The sequence below is a fragment of the Polaromonas jejuensis NBRC 106434 genome (genome assembly GCF_001598235.1).
In the GTDB taxonomy this organism is placed as follows: domain Bacteria; phylum Pseudomonadota; class Gammaproteobacteria; order Burkholderiales; family Burkholderiaceae_C; genus Polaromonas; species Polaromonas jejuensis.
In genome coordinates, this window is the sequence record NZ_BCYO01000002.1 from 107,331 (window position 1) to 124,339 (window position 17,009).

Here is a 17,009-nt window from a genome sequence, read left to right on the forward strand (position 1 = left end):
TTCTTTTAGTAGCTATTGGCGACCGCCCCGCCTGGGCCAATAGCCGATTTCATTCCTCAATGCGCCCCGGCCGCCGCATCCGCGCTGCCCGCCCCGCCGTGGGTAGGCCGCGTCAGATACACCAGCGGAATCAGCAACAGGAACATCAGCGCCGACACATAGAACACATCGTTGGCCGCCAGCATGTAGGCCTGCTGATCGACCAGGCGATTGAGGGTGCCCAATGCCTGATCGGGCGTCAGGCCGGCGCTCGCCAAACCTGACAAGGCGCTGTTGGTGGCGGTGCTGCCCAGGTTGACGGCTTCGCTGAGGTTCGCGTGGTGCATGGCGGCACGGTCCTGCCAGATGGTAGTGGCAATCGAGGTGCCGAAAGAACCGGCCGTGATGCGCGCAAAGTTGGACAGGCCCGAGGCCGCGGGAATCTTCTCAGGCGAAATCCCCGACAGCGTGATGGTGACCAGGGGAATGAAGAAGCAGGCCATGGCCACCCCCTGGATGATGGTGGGGATCAGGATGGTGACGAGGTCCGCCTGGGTGTTGAAGTTGGAACGCATCCACAGCACCAGCGCAAACACGGCAAATGCCAGCGCGGCCAGGCGCCGGGGGTCCAGCCTGGCGATGTTCTTGCCCACCACGGGCGACAGCAGCAAGGCCATCAGCCCCACCGGCGCCAGCACCATGCCGGCCTGCGTGGCGGTGTAGCCCATGAATTGCTGCAGCCACAGCGGCAACAGCACCACGTTGCCGAAAAAGAGGCCGTAACCCACCGACAGCGCCAGCGCGCCGGCCCAGAAGTTGCGGCGCTTGAACAGGGTGAGATCGACCACCGGGTGCTCTTCGGTGAGCTCCCAGATCACAAAGGCAACCAGACCCACCAGCGCGACGATGCCCAACGCCACCACTTCACCGGAATGGAACCAGTCCAGCTCCTTGCCCTTGTCCAGCATGATCTGCAGCGCCCCCACCCAGATCACCAGCAGCGCCAGGCCGACCGAGTCGATGGGGAGCTTTTTGGTTTGGCTTTCCCGCTTGCGGAAGATGCCCCAGGTGATGAAGGCAGCGCCAAAGCCCACGGGGATGTTGATATAAAAAATCCAGGGCCAGGAAATGTTGTCGGTGATCCAGCCTCCCAGCAGCGGCCCCAACACCGGCGCGATCAGCGTGGTCATGGACCACAGCGCCATGGCCACGCCCGCCAGGGCCTTGGGGTAGCTCGACAGCAGCAGGGATTGCGACAGCGGAATCAGGGGCCCGGCGACCAGGCCCTGCAGCACGCGGAAGAAGATCAGCGTGGTCATGTTGGGCGCCAGGCCGCACAGCCACGAAGTCAGCACGAACAGCAGCACGCTGGCCGTGAACAGGCGCACCTGGCCAAAGCGCTGCGACAGCCAGCCGGTGAGCGGCACGGCAATCGCGTTGGCCACGCCAAAGCTGGTGATGACCCAGGTGCCCTGGTTCGGGCTCACGCCCAGGTCGCCGGCAATGGCCGGCAGGGAGACGTTGGCAATCGACGTGTCGAGCACGTTCATGAAGGTCGCCGCCGACAGCGCCAGCGTGCCCCACAGGCGGGCCGAACCCGTCAGCGGCGGCGGGTGGATGTAGCCAGAGGCGGATTCAGAGGCGGGTGCAGAAGCCATGGAAAACCTGGAAAAGATGAGCCGGAAAAACGAAGACGCTTCGCAACATGGCGCGCCTGCCTGATGCGCGCTGCTTACTGCGCCTGCGCAGCATGCTGCGGCACGCTGGGGCTGCTGGCCACCGACAGCGTGTGGCTGACGGCCGGACTGGATCCTTCATCGGCCGCCATGGCCGCGGGCCGCTGGGCCACTGCGCCTGCGCCGGCCTTGCTGGCTTTCTCGGCCTTTCCCACATTGGCGGCAATCACGCGCCGCACATCGTCGTTGGCCGCCTCATCCTGCACGCTATAGGTGTGGCTGTTTGCCAGCGCGGCCGCGCGCGGTGCATCGGCCAGGGTCTTGCCGTCCTTGTTGCTCACATCAACTTCAGCATCCATGGACAAGCCCACGCGCAGCGGGTTGGTTTCAAGCTGCCTGGCGTCCAGCGCAATGCGCACGGGCACACGCTGCACCACCTTGATCCAGTTGCCGGTGGCGTTTTGCGCCGGCAGCAGTGAAAACGCGGCACCGGTGCCGACACCGAGGCCGGCGACCGTGCCGGTGTATTCCACCTTCTTGCCATACAGGTCAGCCACCAGTTTGGCGGGCTGGCCAATGCGGATATTGCGCAACTGCACTTCCTTGAAGTTGGCATCGACCCAGACCTGATTCAGCGGAATGATGGACATCATGGGCGTGCCGGCTGCCACACGCTGGCCCAGCTGCACCGTGCGCTTGGCCACATAGCCATTGACCGGAGCCAGCAGGCCGGCGCGCTGCGTGGCCAGCCAGGCTTCGCGCACCTTGGCGGCCGCGACCAGCACGCTGGGGTGCTGCTCGATGCTGGTGCCTTCGGTCAGCGCCTGGTTGCTGCTGAGCTGCTCGCGCGCGGCGACCACGCCGGCGTTGGCCGCGGCCAGCGCGCTTCTGGCATTGGCCAGCTGCGTTTGCGCATGGTTGAGTTCTTCCTTGGACACCGCGCCGTTGCCGGTGAGCGACTGACGGCGGTTGAGATCATCGTTGGCGCGGGCAATCTCGCTCTGGGCCTTCACCACGTCGGCATCACGCAGTGCGATTTGTGCGGCCAGCGTGCCGTTGTTGGCGTACAGCGTGCGCACCTGGCGCACGGCCTGGGCCAGCGCCGCTTCGGCCTGCTCCAGCGCCACCTTGGCATCGGCCGGATCCAGCTGCACCAGCGGCTGGCCGGCTTTCACGAAGTCGGTGTCGTCCGCCATGATGGCCATGACGGTGCCGCCGATCTGCGGCGTGATCTGGATCACATTGCCTTGTACATAGGCGTTGTCGGTCGACTCGTAGTGGCTGGCCACAAGATACTCGTAAGCGGCCCAGCCCAGGCCAGCGATGACCACCACGGCGGCCAGCGCGGTCAGCGCCTTCTTGCGCCTGGGGTTGCCGGGGGCCTGCGGGTTGACGGTCAGGCCGGGCGTGCTGGAGTCAGGGGAATTGGAGGATTGAGTTGCGTTCATGATGCTGTGAGGGGTTGCTGATGTTCAGGAAGGCTGGGCTTGCTTGAGGGGCGCTGAAAGGGTTTTCAGTGGACCGCGCCACCGGTTTTTTGATCAAATGTGCCGTCAGCCCCGAAAGGCTGGGCGCCAGCAGCTACTATTTTCGTAGCACCTTGAGCCGCTGCGGCTTGCCCTGGGGTGTAACCACCGCCAAGTGCGCGGATCAGCGCCACCTGCGTGTCCAGGGCACGGCTTGCCAGGTCCACCGCCAGGCGGCGCTGGGCCAGCACGCTGGTTTCGGCGGTCAACACATTGAGGAAGTTGCCCAGGCCCGCCTGGTAGCGCTGCAGCGCAATCTCGTAAGCACTTTCTGCCGCGTCCTGAGCGGCACGCTGCTCGGCCTGCTGGCGGCCAATGGCTTGCGAGGATGCGACCTGGTCGGCCACATCGCGCACCGCGTCGATCACTGCGGCGTTGTAGCTTTCCACGGCGGCGTCCAGGTCGGCGGTTTTGCCGCGCAGGTTGGCGCGCAAGCGGCCCGCGTCAAAAATCGGCAGGCGCAAGGCTGGCCCCACGCCCCACTGCTGGCTGCCCGAATTCAGCAGCTGGCCCAGACCGATGCTGGAGAAGCCGGCAAAGGCGACCAGGTTGATGTTGGGGTAGAACTGCGTCTTGGCGTTGACCACATCCTTGGACGAGGCCTCGACGCGCCAGCGTGCGGCGGCAATGTCGGCGCGGCGGCCCAGCAGGTCGGCCGGAATGGTCGCCGTGATAGCTACATTTTTAATAGCATCTTGCGCTGATGGATTCTGGGCTACATCGCCATTGGGCTGCCCAATCAGGGCGCCCAGCGCGTTGCGCGTCAGCGCCATCTGCTCCTGCAGGGTTTCCAGCTGCAGGCGCGCCTCGGGCAGGCCGCCTTCGCTTTGGCGCAGCTCAAGGCGGGTGTCCAGGCCTGCGCTCACGCGGTCCTGCACCAGCTTGAGGGTTTCTTCGCGTTGCGCCAGGGTGCGGCGCGCCACGGCCACCTGCTCGTTCAGGCGTACCAGCTGAAAATAGGTGCGCGCCACGTTGCTGGCCAGCAGCACACGGGCGGCCTGGGCATCGGCTTCGGCCGCATTCGCGCTGCCCAGGGCGGCATCCAGGGCGGCGCGGTTTTTGCCGAAGAAATCGAGCTCCCAGCTGGCGTTGAGCTGGGCTGTGCCGCTGTCACGAATCGAGCCGGCCAGGGGTGGAGGCACGGCACCGTTGGCGGTGTAGCGCTGGCGCGTGAGGTCGAGTTGGCCGTTCAGTTGCGGCAAGGTGGCGGCATCGGCCGCTTCCGTCGCGGCCTGTGCGCGGGCCAGCCGCGCCTGCGCCAGTTTCAGGCTGGGGCTGGTTTCAAGGGCTTGGGCGATCAGGCGGTTGAGCTGCTCATCGCCGAAGTCGCGCCACCATTCGGCGGCCACCGGCACCTGCGCCTTGTCAGCCTCACCCGACGCGGCGGCACTCAGGCCCAGCGACGGCGCGTCGCGCAGGCTGGACTGCGGCGTGATGCCGGACATGTCGGCGCAACCGGTGATGCCGGTGGCCATCAGGCCCGCGGCCACCAGCCCGGCCGCGGCAACGAGGGCCATGCGAAAGGAGGCGCGCCACAGCGGCAAGGGTTGCTGGCTGCGCCCAGGCGCACTCAAGGGAAAGCCTGAAAAGGAGTTGGTTTTATCTGTCATTTTTCTTCCGCCGATGCTTGCAGGGTTTGCGCCGTTTCAAGAATGCGGCGCAGGTAGCTTTTAAGGATTTGCCATTCGTCGACCGAGAAGCCGGCCAGATGGGCGTTCTGGACGCGGCTGAGAATGGCCGGGATGCCTTGGGCCGCCGCACGCCCGGCGTCCGTCAGCTCCAGATTGACCACGCGCCGGTCTTCCGAAGAACGAACACGGCGGCACAGCTGCTTGGCCTCCAGGCGGTCAAGCAAGCGGGTCATGGAGCCGGCATCCAGGTCGCATTGGCGTGCCAGTTCGGCCACCGTTGAGGCCCGGCCCATGTAGAGCTTGAGCAGCGGCACCCATTGCGCGTTGGTCAGGCCGGTGGGCTCGAGTTCGCGCTCCACACCCTGGGCAATCAGGGCAATGATGCGGCGCATCAGGTAGCCGACGCTGTCATCCGGCTTGTAGCCTTCCGCACGGTAAAACTCGACCAGCGGACACGCGAGCGCGTCGATGAAGGGATTGGATTTGCTTTTTGAAGCCATGGGCGAATATTACTTGCTTAGACAAATATTGTCAAGGCTGTGTTTGCAAGGGCAATTTTTATGGCTAAACTCGCCGGATGGCCGCCTCAAACTCCTTATCGCCCTCTTCTGCGTCTGCCGCGCCCAAGGGCTCTCCCCGCTCCCTGTCGGGCCTGGCCCCCTTTCTGCGCCCCTACCGGGCGCGGATTGCACTGGCCGTGCTGTTCCTGGTGCTGGCGGCGGTGGCCACGCTGGTGTTTCCGCTGGCCTTGCGCAGCCTGATCGACGGCGGCCTGAGCGCGGCCGGCAAGGGCGAGCAGCTGATGGCGCTGCGCACCCACTTTTTCGAGCTGTTCGCCGTGGCGGCGGCGCTGGGGCTTTTTTCGGCCGGCCGCTTCTACATGGTCAGCTGGCTGGGCGAACGCGTGACCGCAGACCTGCGCAATGCGGTGTACTCGCATGTGCTGCGGCAAAGCCCGGAGTTTTTTGAAACCACGCAAACCGGCGAGGTGCTGAGCCGCCTGACCGGCGACACCACGCTGGTGCAGACCGTGGTCGGTTCGTCGCTGAGCATGGGCCTGCGCAATGCCGTGATGGGCGTGGGCGCCCTGGTCATGCTGGTCTACACCAACCCCTACCTGATGGTGCAGGTACTGGGCGTGCTGGTGCTGATCGTCGCGCCGTCGGTGTGGTTCGGGCGGCGCGTGCGCAAGCTCTCGCGCGCCAGCCAGGACAGGATGGCCGACTCCAGCGCGATTGCCGCCGAGGTGCTCAATGCGATTCCGGTGGTGCAGAGCTACACCGCCGAAGCCAGGGAAACCGCGCGCTTTGACCAGTCGACCAGCGACGCCTTCCATACCGCCGTGCGGCGCAGCAAGGCGCGCTCGGTGCTGGTGGCCTTCATCATCATCGCCACCTCGGCGGGACTGCTGTGGGGCCTGTACCAGGGCACGCAGGCGGTGATGCGCGGCGACATCACGGCCGGCCACCTGGGCCAGACCATCGTCTACGTGATCATTCTGGCCGGCGCCGCCGCCGTGCTCGGCGAGGTCTATGGCGACCTGCTGCGCGCCGCCGGCGCCACCGAACGGCTGATGGAACTGCTGGAAACCCGCTCACCTGTGATTTCACCTTCAAAACCGGCTCCAGCGCCTACCACGCAAGCGGGAAGCGCTATCAAATTTGATAACGTGACCTTTCACTACCCGTCCCGCCCGGCGCAAGCGGCGCTCAGCGACTTCAGCATGAACGTGGCGCCCGGCGAAACCGTGGCCATCGTGGGCCCCAGCGGCGCCGGCAAGAGCACGGTGTTCCAGCTGCTGCTGCGCTTTTACGATCCGACCTCGGGCCGCATCACGCTCGATGGCGTGGCGACCCGCGACATGGCCCTGGACGACCTGCGCCAGCACATCGGCATCGTGCCGCAGGATGCCGTCATTTTCTCCACCAGCGCACTGGAGAACATCCGCTACGGCAAACCCGGGGCCAGCGACGAAGAAACCAGGGCAGCGGCGCAGGCGGCGTTTGCGCATGAATTCATCAGCGCCCTGCCCGAGGGCTACGACACCTTCCTGGGCGAGCGCGGCGTGCGCCTCTCGGGCGGCCAGCGCCAGCGCATTGCGATTGCCCGCGCCATGCTGAAAAACGCCCCGCTGCTGCTGCTCGACGAAGCCACCAGCGCACTCGATGCCGAAAGCGAACGCATGGTGCAGGCGGCGCTGGAGTCGGCCATGAAGGGTCGCACCACGCTGGTGATTGCCCACCGGCTGGCCACGGTACAAAAAGCCGACCGCATCATCGTGCTGGACCACGGCCGCCTGGTGGAGCAAGGCAGCCATGCCGAGCTGGTGAACCGCGGCGGCGTGTATGCGCGGCTGGCGGCACTGCAGTTCAACGTCTGAGGCAAACCTTAACTATGCATTTTTTGCATGAAGCCACATGAAGCTGGCCTTGGACAGTTCAAGGCCACGCACCTAAGCTCCGGGGCTTGATTGTTCCCACAAGGAGTTTTTTCATGTCACAAACACCCTCCTCCGGCGCAGGCGTTGCCCCTGGAGCCCACCCCCTGCCCTCTTATTTGCAGGCCGACAACCTCGGCCCCTGGGGCAATTACCTGCAGCAGGTAGACCGCGTCATACCGCACCTGGGCAGCCTGGCGCGCTGGGCCGAAACGCTGAAGCGCCCCAAGCGCGTGCTGATTGTGGACGTGCCGATTCACATGGACAACGGCACCGTGGCGCACTTTGAAGGCTACCGCGTGCAGCACAACGTCTCGCGCGGCCCCGGCAAGGGTGGCGTGCGTTTTCACCAGGACGTGACGCTGTCTGAAGTGATGGCGCTGTCGGCCTGGATGTCGGTGAAAAACGCGGCGGTGAACGTACCTTACGGCGGTGCCAAGGGCGGCATCCGTGTCGACCCGAAAAAGCTGTCACGCGGCGAGCTCGAGCGCGTCACGCGCCGCTACACCAGCGAGATCGGCATCATCATCGGCCCCACCAAGGACATTCCGGCGCCCGACGTGAACACCAACGAGCAGATCATGGCCTGGATGATGGACACCTACTCGATGAACACCGGCTCCACCTCCACCGGTGTCGTCACCGGAAAACCGGTCGACCTGGGGGGCTCACTGGGCCGGCGCGAAGCCACCGGCCGCGGCGTCTTCACGGTAGGTGTTGAAGCGGCCAAACACATCGAACTGGATATCGCTACCTCCCGCGTGGCGGTACAGGGCTTCGGCAATGTGGGCGGCGTCGCCGGCAAACTGTTTGCCGAAGCCGGTGCCCGCGTGGTCGCCGTGCAGGACCACGGCGGCACGATTTACCGCGAAGCCGGGCTGGATGTGCCGGCCCTGCTCAGGCATGTGGCCGAGACCGGCAGCGTGGGCGGCTTTGCGCAAGCGGAGGTGATTGCCAATGAGCAGTTCTGGGACGTGGACTGCGACATCCTGATTCCCGCAGCGCTGGAGCAGCAAATCACCGCGGCCAATGCCGGGCGCATCAAGGCGCGCATGATTATTGAAGGCGCGAACGGGCCGACCACGCCCGAGGCCGACGACATCCTGCAGGAACGCAATGTGCTGGTGCTGCCCGACGTGATCGCCAATGCCGGCGGCGTCACCGTCAGCTACTTTGAATGGGTGCAGGATTTTTCCAGCTTCTTTTGGGATGAGGCCGAGATCAATGCGCGCCTGGTGCGCATCATGAAAGAGGCCTTCGCCAGCGTCTGGCAGGTCGCCCAGGACCACAAGGTCAGCCTGCGCACCGCCACATTTATCGTGGCCTGCAAGCGCATTCTGCACACGCGCGAACTGCGCGGCCTCTACCCTTGAACCCGCCCGGCCTGGCGTGCTGAACGCCAGGCCATCAGGCCTTATTCCATTTCCAATTCAATGCGGGATTAGGCGCACGCCCGCAGACAGTACTACAGCACGGCAAGGGCGTGCAACGACATACCGTGCTGAAGTGGAAATGGAATTACTGCAGGGTTTCCTTGAGGGCCGGAGGCAGGGGCAAGGGCATCACGTCGATACCCTCCTCCAGCAACGCCACCGTTTCGCGCGCGCTGGCCCGGCCGCGGATGTTGCGCGCCTCGGCGTCGCCGTAATGCATGCGGCGCGCCTCGTCGGCAAAGCGCTCCCCCACATCTTCGGTATTGGCCAGCACATGACGCAAGGCCTTGAGAAACGCGGCCTGCGCTTCAGGACCTGATGCCACGGGATGCTTCACCGCCGTTTCGCCACGAGTCGCAACGCCGTCGACGCCCGGCACCGCTGGCGTGGCGGCGGATGGCTGGTGCGCGCGCTCCGCGCGTGCCGCATCGGACGCCTGATGGGCCCCCAGGTTGAGCCGCGGCGCACTGGGCAGCTTTTGAATGCCTTTATCCGCACACATCGGGCATTCAATCAGGCCACGCGCCAGTTGACCCTGGAAATCATCTTCAGAGGCAAACCAGCCTTCAAACGAATGCTGCCGCGAACACTGGAGATTCAGGACTTTCATGACGGGATTATCGCCAGGCGGCTACCGGGCCGCAGGCTGCCAGTCCAGTGCCCATGTTCCCGACAACACGTTCTGCAACCACAACATGCCGGTCAGCGTTTTGGCATCGGTGACCTGGCCGTTGCCGCACCAGGCCAGCAATTCGGCAGGCGTGGCCGTGAACACGTCGAGGAACTCCCCCGCATCCAGCTGGCGCTCGCCCTGGGTCAGGCCGCGCGCAAACCAGACGTCAATGAATTCGGTCGAATAGGAAATCACCGGGTGCAGCACGCCTGCCCTGGCCCATTCGCGCGCGCTGTAGCCGGTTTCCTCCAGCAATTCGCGCTGCGCACAAGCCAGCGAAGGCTCGCCGGGGTCGAGCTTGCCGGCCGGGAATTCAATCATCACCGCTTGCACCGGATAGCGGTATTGGCGCTCCAGCACCAGCCGGCCGTCGTCCAGCAGGGCCACGATCATCACTGCGCCGGGGTGAACCACATATTCGCGCGTGGCATGGCTGCCATCCGGCAAACCCACCGTATCGCGCAGCACATGAAGGAAGTTCCCCTTCAGCAATTTTTCAGAGCCCACGCAGGTCTCGACCAGATGGGCGTCGGCCACGCCGTTCTCCCCGTCCAGAGCAAGCGCAGGCCTCATGTCCGGGGCTTGAACAGATAGCGGTAGGTAAAACCAGGAAAGGCAAAAGTCAGGAAGAGCGTGCCGGTGATGGCGTAAAACTCCCAACCCTGAGGCGCAATCTGCCCGAGGCGATGCTCAAGGTACAGCCCTAGCGCGCCGACCAGCAGATACCAGACGACCAGCTCCCCCAATCGCAGCGCCAGACTCTTAGGGGTCTTGAGCGCCACCACCGCGAAGAGGCGGTTGCTGATAAAGGGCAGATTGGCTGCCAGCAAGGCCAGCAACACCACCAGCCACACTGAAGCGGTCTGAGTCATGAGCGGGTCTTAGCTTCCCAGGGTCTTGACGATGCTGCTGATCGATTCCGCGCACAAGTTCATCAGGCCGCCAGGCACGATGCCCAGAATCAGGATGAGCGCGCCATTCATGGCCAACACGGCCTGGGCATCCGCCGGTGCCGAGATGGGCTGGGCATTGTGGCTATGGGGTGCATCAAAATACATCACCTTCACCACGCGCAGGTAGTAGAACGCGCCAACAAGCGACATGATCACCGCAAAAACGGCGAGCACGATGTAGCTGGTTTGCTGCGAAGAAATCAAGGCCTGCAACACAGACAGCTTGGCGTAGAAACCCACCAGTGGCGGCAAACCGGCCAGCGAGAACATGCTTATCGCCATGACACCGGCGTACAAGGGGCTGCGCTGATTGAGGCCGGCCAGGTCGGTGATCTCTTCGGACTCGTGCCCGGCACGCGCCAGCAGCAGGATGATGCCGAACGCGCCCAGCGTGGTGAGCACATAGGTCAAGGCATAGAACATGGCGGCGCCATAGGCCGACTCGGTATTGATCTGGTTGCCGTTGACCACACCGGCCAGCAGGCCAAGCAGCAGGAAACCCATTTGCGAAATCGTTGAAAACGCCAGCATGCGCTTGAGATTGGACTGGGCTATCGCGGCCAGATTGCCGACCAGCAGCGAGCCAATGGCCATCAAGGCCAGCATCTGCTGCCAGTCAATCGCCAGGGGCAGCAGGCCTTCCACCAAAAGGCGGATGCAGATGGCGAAAGCCGCCAGCTGCGGTGCGCCGCCGATCAGCAGGGTGATGGCCGTTGGGGCACCCTGGTAAACGTCGGGCAGCCACATATGGAAGGGCACAGCACCCAGCTTGAACGCCAGGCCGGCGACGATGAACACCAGGCCGAACACCAGCACCTGGTGCTTGACCTGACGGCTGGCAATGGCGTTGAACACCTCGTTGATGTCCAGAGAACCGGTCGCGCCGTACAGCATGGACAAACCATAAAGCAGGAAGCCAGAGGCCAGCGCACCGAGCACAAAGTACTTCATCGCCGCTTCCGTGGCGGTGGCGTTGTCACGGCGCAAGGCCACCAGTGCGTAACTGGACAGCGTCAGCAATTCCAGGCCCATGTAGAGGACAAGGAAGTTGTGACCCGAGATCATCACAAACATGCCCAGCAAGGAGAACAGGCCCAGGGTAAAGAACTCGCCACCGCGCAGCATGTCGCGGTCAGCCGCGTAAGGCCGGCCATACACCAGCGTGACCATCAGGGCGATGCTGGAAAAACACTTGAGCCAACTGCCCATGGGGTCCACGACCACCATGTTGCCAAAGCCATAGAAGGTCTGGCCGCCCAGCGCGTAGCGGGCTTCCAGAGCGGCCACCACGGCCAGCGTCAGCATGGTCAGCACATGGGTGCCGGTGCGGCGCGGTGTTTTTACGCCCAGGTCTGCGAGCGCAATCACGCAGGCCATCACCAAGAGGACGATCTCGGGGAAAACCGCGATCCAACTGAGTTTGTCAATCATCTGAATTCTTTGGATAGGTTGCGTCAGTTCAGTTTCGAGATGGCCACGTGCTTGAGCAGATCAGCCACCGAGCTGTCCATCACATCGGTAAACGGCTTTGGATAAATACCCATGTACAAAGTAGCAATGGCCAGCAAGGCCAGCGACAGGAATTCGCGGGCATTGATGTCTTTCAGCGCCTTGACGTCGTCATTGGCCACCGGCCCCAGGTAGACGCGCTTGTACATCCACAGGGTGTAAGAGGCGCCGAAGATCAGTGCCGTGGCGGCGGCCCCGCCGATCCAGAAATTGGACTTCACGGCCCCCAGAATCACCATCCACTCGCCCACAAAACCGGCCGTCGCCGGCAAGCCGCAGTTGGCCATGGCGAACAGCAGCGCAAACGCTGCAAACTTGGGCATGGTGTTGACCACGCCGCCGTAACTGGCGATTTCGCGTGAATGCACGCGGTCGTAAAGCACGCCGATGCACAGGAACATCGCGCCCGACACGAAGCCGTGGGCAATCATCTGGACGATACCGCCCGAGACGCCGAGGTCATTGAAGATAAAGAAACCCAGGGTGACAAAACCCATGTGCGCGACAGACGAATAAGCCACCAGCTTTTTCATGTCCTGCTGCACCAGGGCCACCAGCCCCACGTAGACCACCGCAATCAGCGACACGGCCGCCATCAACCACGCCCACTCATGCGCCGCATCGGGGGCGATCGGCATGGAGAAGCGCAGAAAGCCGTAAGCACCGAGCTTGAGCATGATGGCCGCCAGCACCGCCGAGCCGCCCGTCGGAGCCTCCACGTGAACGTCGGGCAACCAGGTGTGGACTGGCCACATCGGCACCTTGACGGCAAAGGCCGCAAAGAAGGCGAAGAACAGCAGCGTCTGCACCGTACTGCCCAGCGGCAGCTTGTGCCAGGTCAAGATATCAAAGCTGCCACCCGACTTGTTGTACAGGAAGATCAGCGCCACCAGCAGCAACAGCGAACCAAGCAGCGTGTACAGGAAGAACTTGAAGGCCGCGTAGATCTTGTTGGGGCCGCCCCAGATACCGATGATCAGGTACATCGGTATCAGCGTGGCCTCGAAGAACACGTAGAACAGAATCCCGTCCAGCGCCGCGAACACACCAATCATCAGGCCGCTGAGGATCAGGAAGGACGCCATGTACTGGTTGACGCGGGTCGTGATGGACTCCCAGCTGGCGATGATGACCACCACATTGATGAAGGCCGTCAGCAGCACGAACCAGAACGAAATGCCATCAACACCGAGGTGGTAGTTGACATTGAAACGCTGGATCCAGCTCGCTTTTTCGACGAACTGCATGGCCGAAGTACCCAGCTTGAAGCCGTCATACAAAGGCAAAGTCACCAGGAAACTGACGATCGCACCGATCAGGGCAATCCAGCGCACACTGCGTGCCTGCTCGTCCCGACCCAGCGCCAGTAGAACGACACCGAAAACAATCGGTGTCCAGATGGCAAGGCTCAACAAACCCATTCTTGTTCTTCCTTATTCTTATCGATTGAGCCAGACGAAGTACGTCATCAAAACGAAGACGCCCAGAATCATCCCGAAGGCATAGTGATAGATATAGCCCGACTGCAAGCGGCGGATCACGCTGGAGACCCAGCCCACCAGCTTCCAGGAGCCGTTGACGAACGCACCGTCGATCAGCGCCTCATCGCCGCCCTTCCACAGAGCCGTCCCCAGCAGGCGTGTACCACGGGCAATGACGTTTTCGTTGAACCAGTCGAAGTAGTACTTGTTCTCCAGCAGCGTGTGGATCGGCTGCACCTTGCGCTTGATGGCCGCAGGCAAGGCCGGGTTCACCAGGTACATGTAATACGACAGCACCACACCCGACAAGGCCAGCCAGAACGGCGCTGCCGTCAGGCCGTGAATCGCCATCTGGAGCGGGCCGTGGAAGACCTTGGCCATCTCTTCCATGGCGGGATGGTGCTCAAGACTGACGAAGATCACGTCCTTGAAGAAATCACCGTACAGCATGGGCTGAATCGTCATGAAGCCAATCACCACGGAAGGGATCGCCAGCAGGATCAGCGGAACCGTCACCACCCACGGCGACTCGTGCGGCGCATGGTGCTCGTCATGGTGATGATGCGGATCGGGTTCTTCGGCCGGGTCGTGGTCTGCAGCGCTGTGGTTCTGGTCATAGCGCTCCTTGCCGTGGAAGACCAGGAAGTACATGCGGAATGAATAGAAAGCCGTGACGAAGACACCGGCCAGCACGGCGAAGTGCGCGAAGCCGGCGCCCGGCAGGTGGCTCTCGGCCACCGCCTCGATGATGCTGTCCTTGGAATAGAAGCCGGCGAACAGAGGCGTTCCGATCAGCGCCAGCGAGCCCAGCAGCGACGTGATCCAGGTGATGGGCATGTATTTACGCACGCCGCCCATCCAGCGGATGTCCTGGTTGTGGTGCATGCCGATGATGACCGAACCAGCGCCCAGGAACAGCAGCGCCTTGAAGAAGGCATGCGTCATCAGATGGAATACAGCCACCGAGTAAGCCGACGCCCCCAGGGCCACCGTCATGTAGCCCAGTTGCGACAAGGTGGAATAGGCCACCACGCGCTTGATGTCGTTCTGGATGATGCCGAGAAAACCCATGAACAGCGCCGTGATGGCGCCGATCACCATGATGAAGCTCAGTGCGGTATCGCTGAGTTCAAACAGGGGCGACATGCGGGCCACCATGAAAATGCCTGCCGTCACCATGGTGGCGGCGTGAATCAGCGCGGAAATCGGCGTGGGGCCTTCCATAGAATCGGGCAGCCACACATGCAGGGGGAACTGGGCGGACTTGCCCATGGCACCGATAAACAGGCAAATGCAGATCACCGTGACCAGCATCCAGCCGGTGCCGGGGAAAGCCAGCTTGGCCAGTTCGTCAGCCTTGGCAAAGGCTTCGCCATAGTTGAGCGTGCCGGCATAAGCCGCGATCAGGCCAATGCCGAGTATGAAACCGAAGTCACCTACCCGGTTCACCAGGAAGGCCTTCATGTTGGCGAAAATGGCGGACGGCTTGTTGAACCAGAAACCGATCAGCAGATACGACACCAGGCCCACCGCCTCCCAGCCGAAAAACAGCTGCAGCATGTTGTTGCTCATCACCAGCATCAGCATGGAGAAGGTGAACAGCGAGATGTAGGCGAAGAAGCGGTTATAGCCCTCGTCTTCCTCCATGTAGCCGATGGTGTAGATGTGCACCATGAGCGACACAAAGCTCACCACGCACATCATCATGGCGGTCAGGCTGTCGACCAGGAAGCCGACTTCCATTTTCAGGCCGCCCACCGTCATCCAGGTGTAAATCGTTTCATTGAAGCGCGCACCATCGAGCGCAACGCTTTTGAGCGTCATGGCCGAAATGATGAAGGCCACCAGCACACCAAAAATTGTGAGGGTGTGCGACAGGCGGCGACCTATCCAGTTGCCGCCAAACGAGGTGCCGAGAATACCGGCAACCAGCGCCCCCACCAGGGGCGCCATCGGAACGGCCAGCAAGGCCGATGCAGAAAGGGTTTGACTCATTGTTTAACCGCCCGTAGGGCCGCCCCAAGGGCGGTTAGCGCCCCCTTGGGGGGCAGCGAATACATGAAGTGAAAAGCGTGGGGGCTCATTGTTTAACCCTGCAGCGTATTGAGTTCGTCGACGTTGATGCTGGCCTTGTTACGGAACAGCAGCACCAGGATGGCCAGCCCGATGGCGGACTCGGCAGCCGCAACGGTCAGGATGAAAAACACAAAGACCTGGCCCGCCATGTCGTTCAGGTAGTAGGAGAACGCCACAAAATTCATGTTGACGGCCAGCAGCATCAGCTCAATGGCCATCAGCAGCACGATCAGGTTCTTGCGGTTCAGAAAAATGCCGATGACCGACAGCGCAAACAGCATCGCGCCGAGGGAAAGAAAGTGTCCCAAAGTGAGCATCATGATTGTTTTTCCTCGGCGGCAGCCGGCACGGGCACCACAGGCGCAGCGACCACAGGCTTCATCTTGACCAGGCGAAGACGGTCAGCCGCCTTGACACGGACTTGTTCAGATGGATTCGTGTTTCTGGAATCCTTGCGCTGACGCAGCGTCATGGCAATGGCCGCAACCATGGCCACCAGCAAGATGACAGCCGCAATTTCCAGCGGATAGAGATATTCCGAATACAGCAGCTTGCCCAACTCTTTGGTATTGGACACCTGAGCCGCGAGTTGACCGGCCGCCGAAGAGGCCAGCTTGGGCGGCTCGCGAAACCCGCCCATCAAGACATAGGACATTTCCAGCGCAATGATGGCGCCCACCGTGCCGGCCAGCGGAAAATGCTTCCAGAAGCCCTTGCGCACGCTGTCCAGGTTGATGTCGAGCATCATCACCACAAACAGAAAGAGCACCATCACCGCGCCCACATAGACAAGCACCAGCGTGATGGCCAGAAATTCGGCTTTGAGCAATATCCAGACGGCGGCCGCCTGGAAAAATGCGAGCACAAGGTACAGCGCCGCATGCACCGGGTTGCGCGCCGTAATCACCCGGAATGCAGCAAAGAGCAGCACCGCGGCGAAGACATAGAAGAGACCTGTTTTAGCGTCCATATTGTTGTGGATTCTTTCTTGAGCCAGCTACTTGGGCGTGGGATTCAGCGGTATTTGGCATCGGCCGCCTTGTTGGCAGCAATTTCGGCTTCATAGCGGTCACCCACTGCGAGCAGCATCTCTTTGGTGAAATACAGGTCACCACGTTTTTCACCGTGGTACTCAAAAATGTGGGTCTCGACAACCGCGTCCACCGGGCAGGCCTCCTCGCAGAAGCCGCAAAAAATGCATTTGGTCAGATCGATGTCGTAACGCGAGGTGCGGCGGCTGCCGTCGTCCCGCACGTCGGACTCAATGGTGATGGCCAATGCCGGACACACCGCTTCGCAGAGCTTGCAGGCAATGCAGCGCTCTTCGCCGTTTTCATAACGGCGCAGCGCGTGCAGGCCGCGAAAACGCGGGCTCAGCGGGGTTTTCTCTTCGGGGAACTGGACCGTGATCTTGCGGCTGAACATGTACTTGCCGGTCAGGGCCATGCCCTTGAACAGCTCGGTGAGCATGAAGCTCGAAACAAAATCCTTGACGGAGGCTACGGCACTCATGATGATTTCCTGCGCAACTGAGTCATAGAAAGGCTGCTATTCAAGCAGGGGCCGCGGAACCGGCTTAGCCGGGCCGCAGGCGCAGCGGCCCCCTCGGGGGGCAGCGCATTACACGAAGTGAAA

Annotated in this window: 15 protein-coding genes; 2 read left to right on the forward strand and 13 right to left on the reverse strand. The window is 62.5% G+C overall.

Going from position 1 to position 17,009, the window contains the following annotated elements; genetic code table 11:
- Nucleotides 1-56 precede the first annotated feature (56 nt).
- The 4 genes from PJE01S_RS02955 to PJE01S_RS02970 all read right to left on the reverse strand — a co-directional run bounded on the left by PJE01S_RS02955 (nucleotide 57) and on the right by PJE01S_RS02970 (nucleotide 5,312).
- Nucleotides 57-1,637 (reverse strand): DHA2 family efflux MFS transporter permease subunit, encoded by a 1,581-nt coding sequence (locus tag PJE01S_RS02955; protein ID WP_068831659.1) that lies wholly within the window; start codon nucleotides 1,635-1,637, stop codon nucleotides 57-59.
- A gap of 74 nt (nucleotides 1,638-1,711) precedes the next feature.
- Entirely contained in the window at nucleotides 1,712-3,103 is a 1,392-nt protein-coding gene (locus PJE01S_RS02960; protein WP_084389323.1) for an HlyD family secretion protein, read from the reverse strand.
- Between the two features lie 65 nt (nucleotides 3,104-3,168).
- A complete protein-coding gene (locus PJE01S_RS02965) occupies nucleotides 3,169-4,698 on the reverse strand; it encodes an efflux transporter outer membrane subunit (protein ID WP_084389354.1) in 1,530 nt (509 codons plus the stop codon).
- An 89-nt stretch (nucleotides 4,699-4,787) separates the two neighbouring features.
- On the reverse strand, nucleotides 4,788-5,312 hold the full coding sequence (locus PJE01S_RS02970) for a MarR family winged helix-turn-helix transcriptional regulator (RefSeq protein ID WP_068831661.1): 525 nt from the start codon (nucleotides 5,310-5,312) through the stop codon (nucleotides 4,788-4,790).
- A gap of 77 nt (nucleotides 5,313-5,389) precedes the next feature.
- Here PJE01S_RS02970 and PJE01S_RS02975 point away from each other — a divergent pair, with 77 nt between their 5' ends.
- Nucleotides 5,390-7,192 carry an ABC transporter transmembrane domain-containing protein gene (locus tag PJE01S_RS02975; protein WP_068831662.1) on the forward strand — a complete coding sequence of 601 codons (1,803 nt, stop codon included), beginning with the start codon at nucleotides 5,390-5,392 and terminating at the stop codon, nucleotides 7,190-7,192.
- A gap of 113 nt (nucleotides 7,193-7,305) precedes the next feature.
- Nucleotides 7,306-8,622, forward strand: coding sequence for a Glu/Leu/Phe/Val family dehydrogenase (locus PJE01S_RS02980; RefSeq protein ID WP_068831663.1), 1,317 nt, complete (start codon nucleotides 7,306-7,308; stop codon nucleotides 8,620-8,622).
- A 145-nt stretch (nucleotides 8,623-8,767) separates the two neighbouring features.
- Here PJE01S_RS02980 and PJE01S_RS02985 read toward each other — a convergent pair whose 3' ends face one another.
- The 9 genes from PJE01S_RS02985 to nuoI all read right to left on the reverse strand — a co-directional run bounded on the left by PJE01S_RS02985 (nucleotide 8,768) and on the right by nuoI (nucleotide 16,886).
- The gene (locus PJE01S_RS02985; protein WP_068831664.1) at nucleotides 8,768-9,292 is read right to left on the reverse strand and encodes a DUF1178 family protein; all 525 of its coding nucleotides are present in this window, start codon (nucleotides 9,290-9,292) and stop codon (nucleotides 8,768-8,770) included.
- Between the two features lie 21 nt (nucleotides 9,293-9,313).
- Nucleotides 9,314-9,928: an NUDIX domain-containing protein gene (locus PJE01S_RS02990; protein ID WP_068831665.1), complete on the reverse strand. Its 615-nt coding sequence runs from the start codon at nucleotides 9,926-9,928 to the stop codon at nucleotides 9,314-9,316.
- Nucleotides 9,925-10,227, reverse strand: coding sequence for a DUF2818 family protein (locus tag PJE01S_RS02995; protein WP_068831666.1), 303 nt, complete (start codon nucleotides 10,225-10,227; stop codon nucleotides 9,925-9,927). The genes PJE01S_RS02990 and PJE01S_RS02995 overlap by 4 nt, the downstream gene beginning before the upstream one ends.
- 9 nt (nucleotides 10,228-10,236) lie before the next feature.
- The gene (gene nuoN, locus PJE01S_RS03000) at nucleotides 10,237-11,739 is read right to left on the reverse strand and encodes an NADH-quinone oxidoreductase subunit NuoN (protein ID WP_068831667.1); all 1,503 of its coding nucleotides are present in this window, start codon (nucleotides 11,737-11,739) and stop codon (nucleotides 10,237-10,239) included.
- Nucleotides 11,740-11,762: 23 nt separating this feature from the next.
- On the reverse strand, nucleotides 11,763-13,238 hold the full coding sequence (locus tag PJE01S_RS03005; RefSeq protein WP_068831668.1) for an NADH-quinone oxidoreductase subunit M: 1,476 nt from the start codon (nucleotides 13,236-13,238) through the stop codon (nucleotides 11,763-11,765).
- A gap of 18 nt (nucleotides 13,239-13,256) precedes the next feature.
- Entirely contained in the window at nucleotides 13,257-15,293 is a 2,037-nt protein-coding gene (nuoL, locus tag PJE01S_RS03010; RefSeq protein WP_068831669.1) for an NADH-quinone oxidoreductase subunit L, read from the reverse strand.
- 92 nt (nucleotides 15,294-15,385) lie between these two features.
- Nucleotides 15,386-15,694: an NADH-quinone oxidoreductase subunit NuoK gene (gene nuoK, locus PJE01S_RS03015; RefSeq protein WP_068831670.1), complete on the reverse strand. Its 309-nt coding sequence runs from the start codon at nucleotides 15,692-15,694 to the stop codon at nucleotides 15,386-15,388.
- A complete protein-coding gene (locus PJE01S_RS03020; protein ID WP_068831671.1) occupies nucleotides 15,691-16,344 on the reverse strand; it encodes an NADH-quinone oxidoreductase subunit J in 654 nt (217 codons plus the stop codon). Before PJE01S_RS03020 ends, nuoK begins: the two co-directional genes overlap by 4 nt.
- A 44-nt stretch (nucleotides 16,345-16,388) precedes the next feature.
- Nucleotides 16,389-16,886 (reverse strand): NADH-quinone oxidoreductase subunit NuoI, encoded by a 498-nt coding sequence (gene nuoI / locus PJE01S_RS03025; protein ID WP_068831672.1) that lies wholly within the window; start codon nucleotides 16,884-16,886, stop codon nucleotides 16,389-16,391.
- Nucleotides 16,887-17,009 lie beyond the last annotated feature (123 nt).

Coding starts and splice junctions, on each gene's coding strand:
- PJE01S_RS03020 (WP_068831671.1), bottom strand. CDS start 16,344: ATGGACGCTAAAACAGGTCTCTTCTATGTCTTCGCCGCGGTGCTGCTC.
- nuoN (WP_068831667.1), bottom strand. CDS start 11,739: ATGATTGACAAACTCAGTTGGATCGCGGTTTTCCCCGAGATCGTCCTC.
- nuoI (WP_068831672.1), bottom strand. CDS start 16,886: ATGAGTGCCGTAGCCTCCGTCAAGGATTTTGTTTCGAGCTTCATGCTC.
- PJE01S_RS02980 (WP_068831663.1), top strand. CDS start 7,306: ATGTCACAAACACCCTCCTCCGGCGCAGGCGTTGCCCCTGGAGCCCAC.
- PJE01S_RS02990 (WP_068831665.1), bottom strand. CDS start 9,928: ATGAGGCCTGCGCTTGCTCTGGACGGGGAGAACGGCGTGGCCGACGCC.
- PJE01S_RS02970 (WP_068831661.1), bottom strand. CDS start 5,312: ATGGCTTCAAAAAGCAAATCCAATCCCTTCATCGACGCGCTCGCGTGT.
- PJE01S_RS02960 (WP_084389323.1), bottom strand. CDS start 3,103: ATGAACGCAACTCAATCCTCCAATTCCCCTGACTCCAGCACGCCCGGC.
- PJE01S_RS02995 (WP_068831666.1), bottom strand. CDS start 10,227: ATGACTCAGACCGCTTCAGTGTGGCTGGTGGTGTTGCTGGCCTTGCTG.
- nuoK (WP_068831670.1), bottom strand. CDS start 15,694: ATGATGCTCACTTTGGGACACTTTCTTTCCCTCGGCGCGATGCTGTTT.
- nuoL (WP_068831669.1), bottom strand. CDS start 15,293: ATGAGTCAAACCCTTTCTGCATCGGCCTTGCTGGCCGTTCCGATGGCG.
- PJE01S_RS03005 (WP_068831668.1), bottom strand. CDS start 13,238: ATGGGTTTGTTGAGCCTTGCCATCTGGACACCGATTGTTTTCGGTGTC.
- PJE01S_RS02985 (WP_068831664.1), bottom strand. CDS start 9,292: ATGAAAGTCCTGAATCTCCAGTGTTCGCGGCAGCATTCGTTTGAAGGC.
- PJE01S_RS02955 (WP_068831659.1), bottom strand. CDS start 1,637: ATGGCTTCTGCACCCGCCTCTGAATCCGCCTCTGGCTACATCCACCCG.
- PJE01S_RS02975 (WP_068831662.1), top strand. CDS start 5,390: ATGGCCGCCTCAAACTCCTTATCGCCCTCTTCTGCGTCTGCCGCGCCC.
- PJE01S_RS02965 (WP_084389354.1), bottom strand. CDS start 4,698: ATGGCCCTCGTTGCCGCGGCCGGGCTGGTGGCCGCGGGCCTGATGGCC.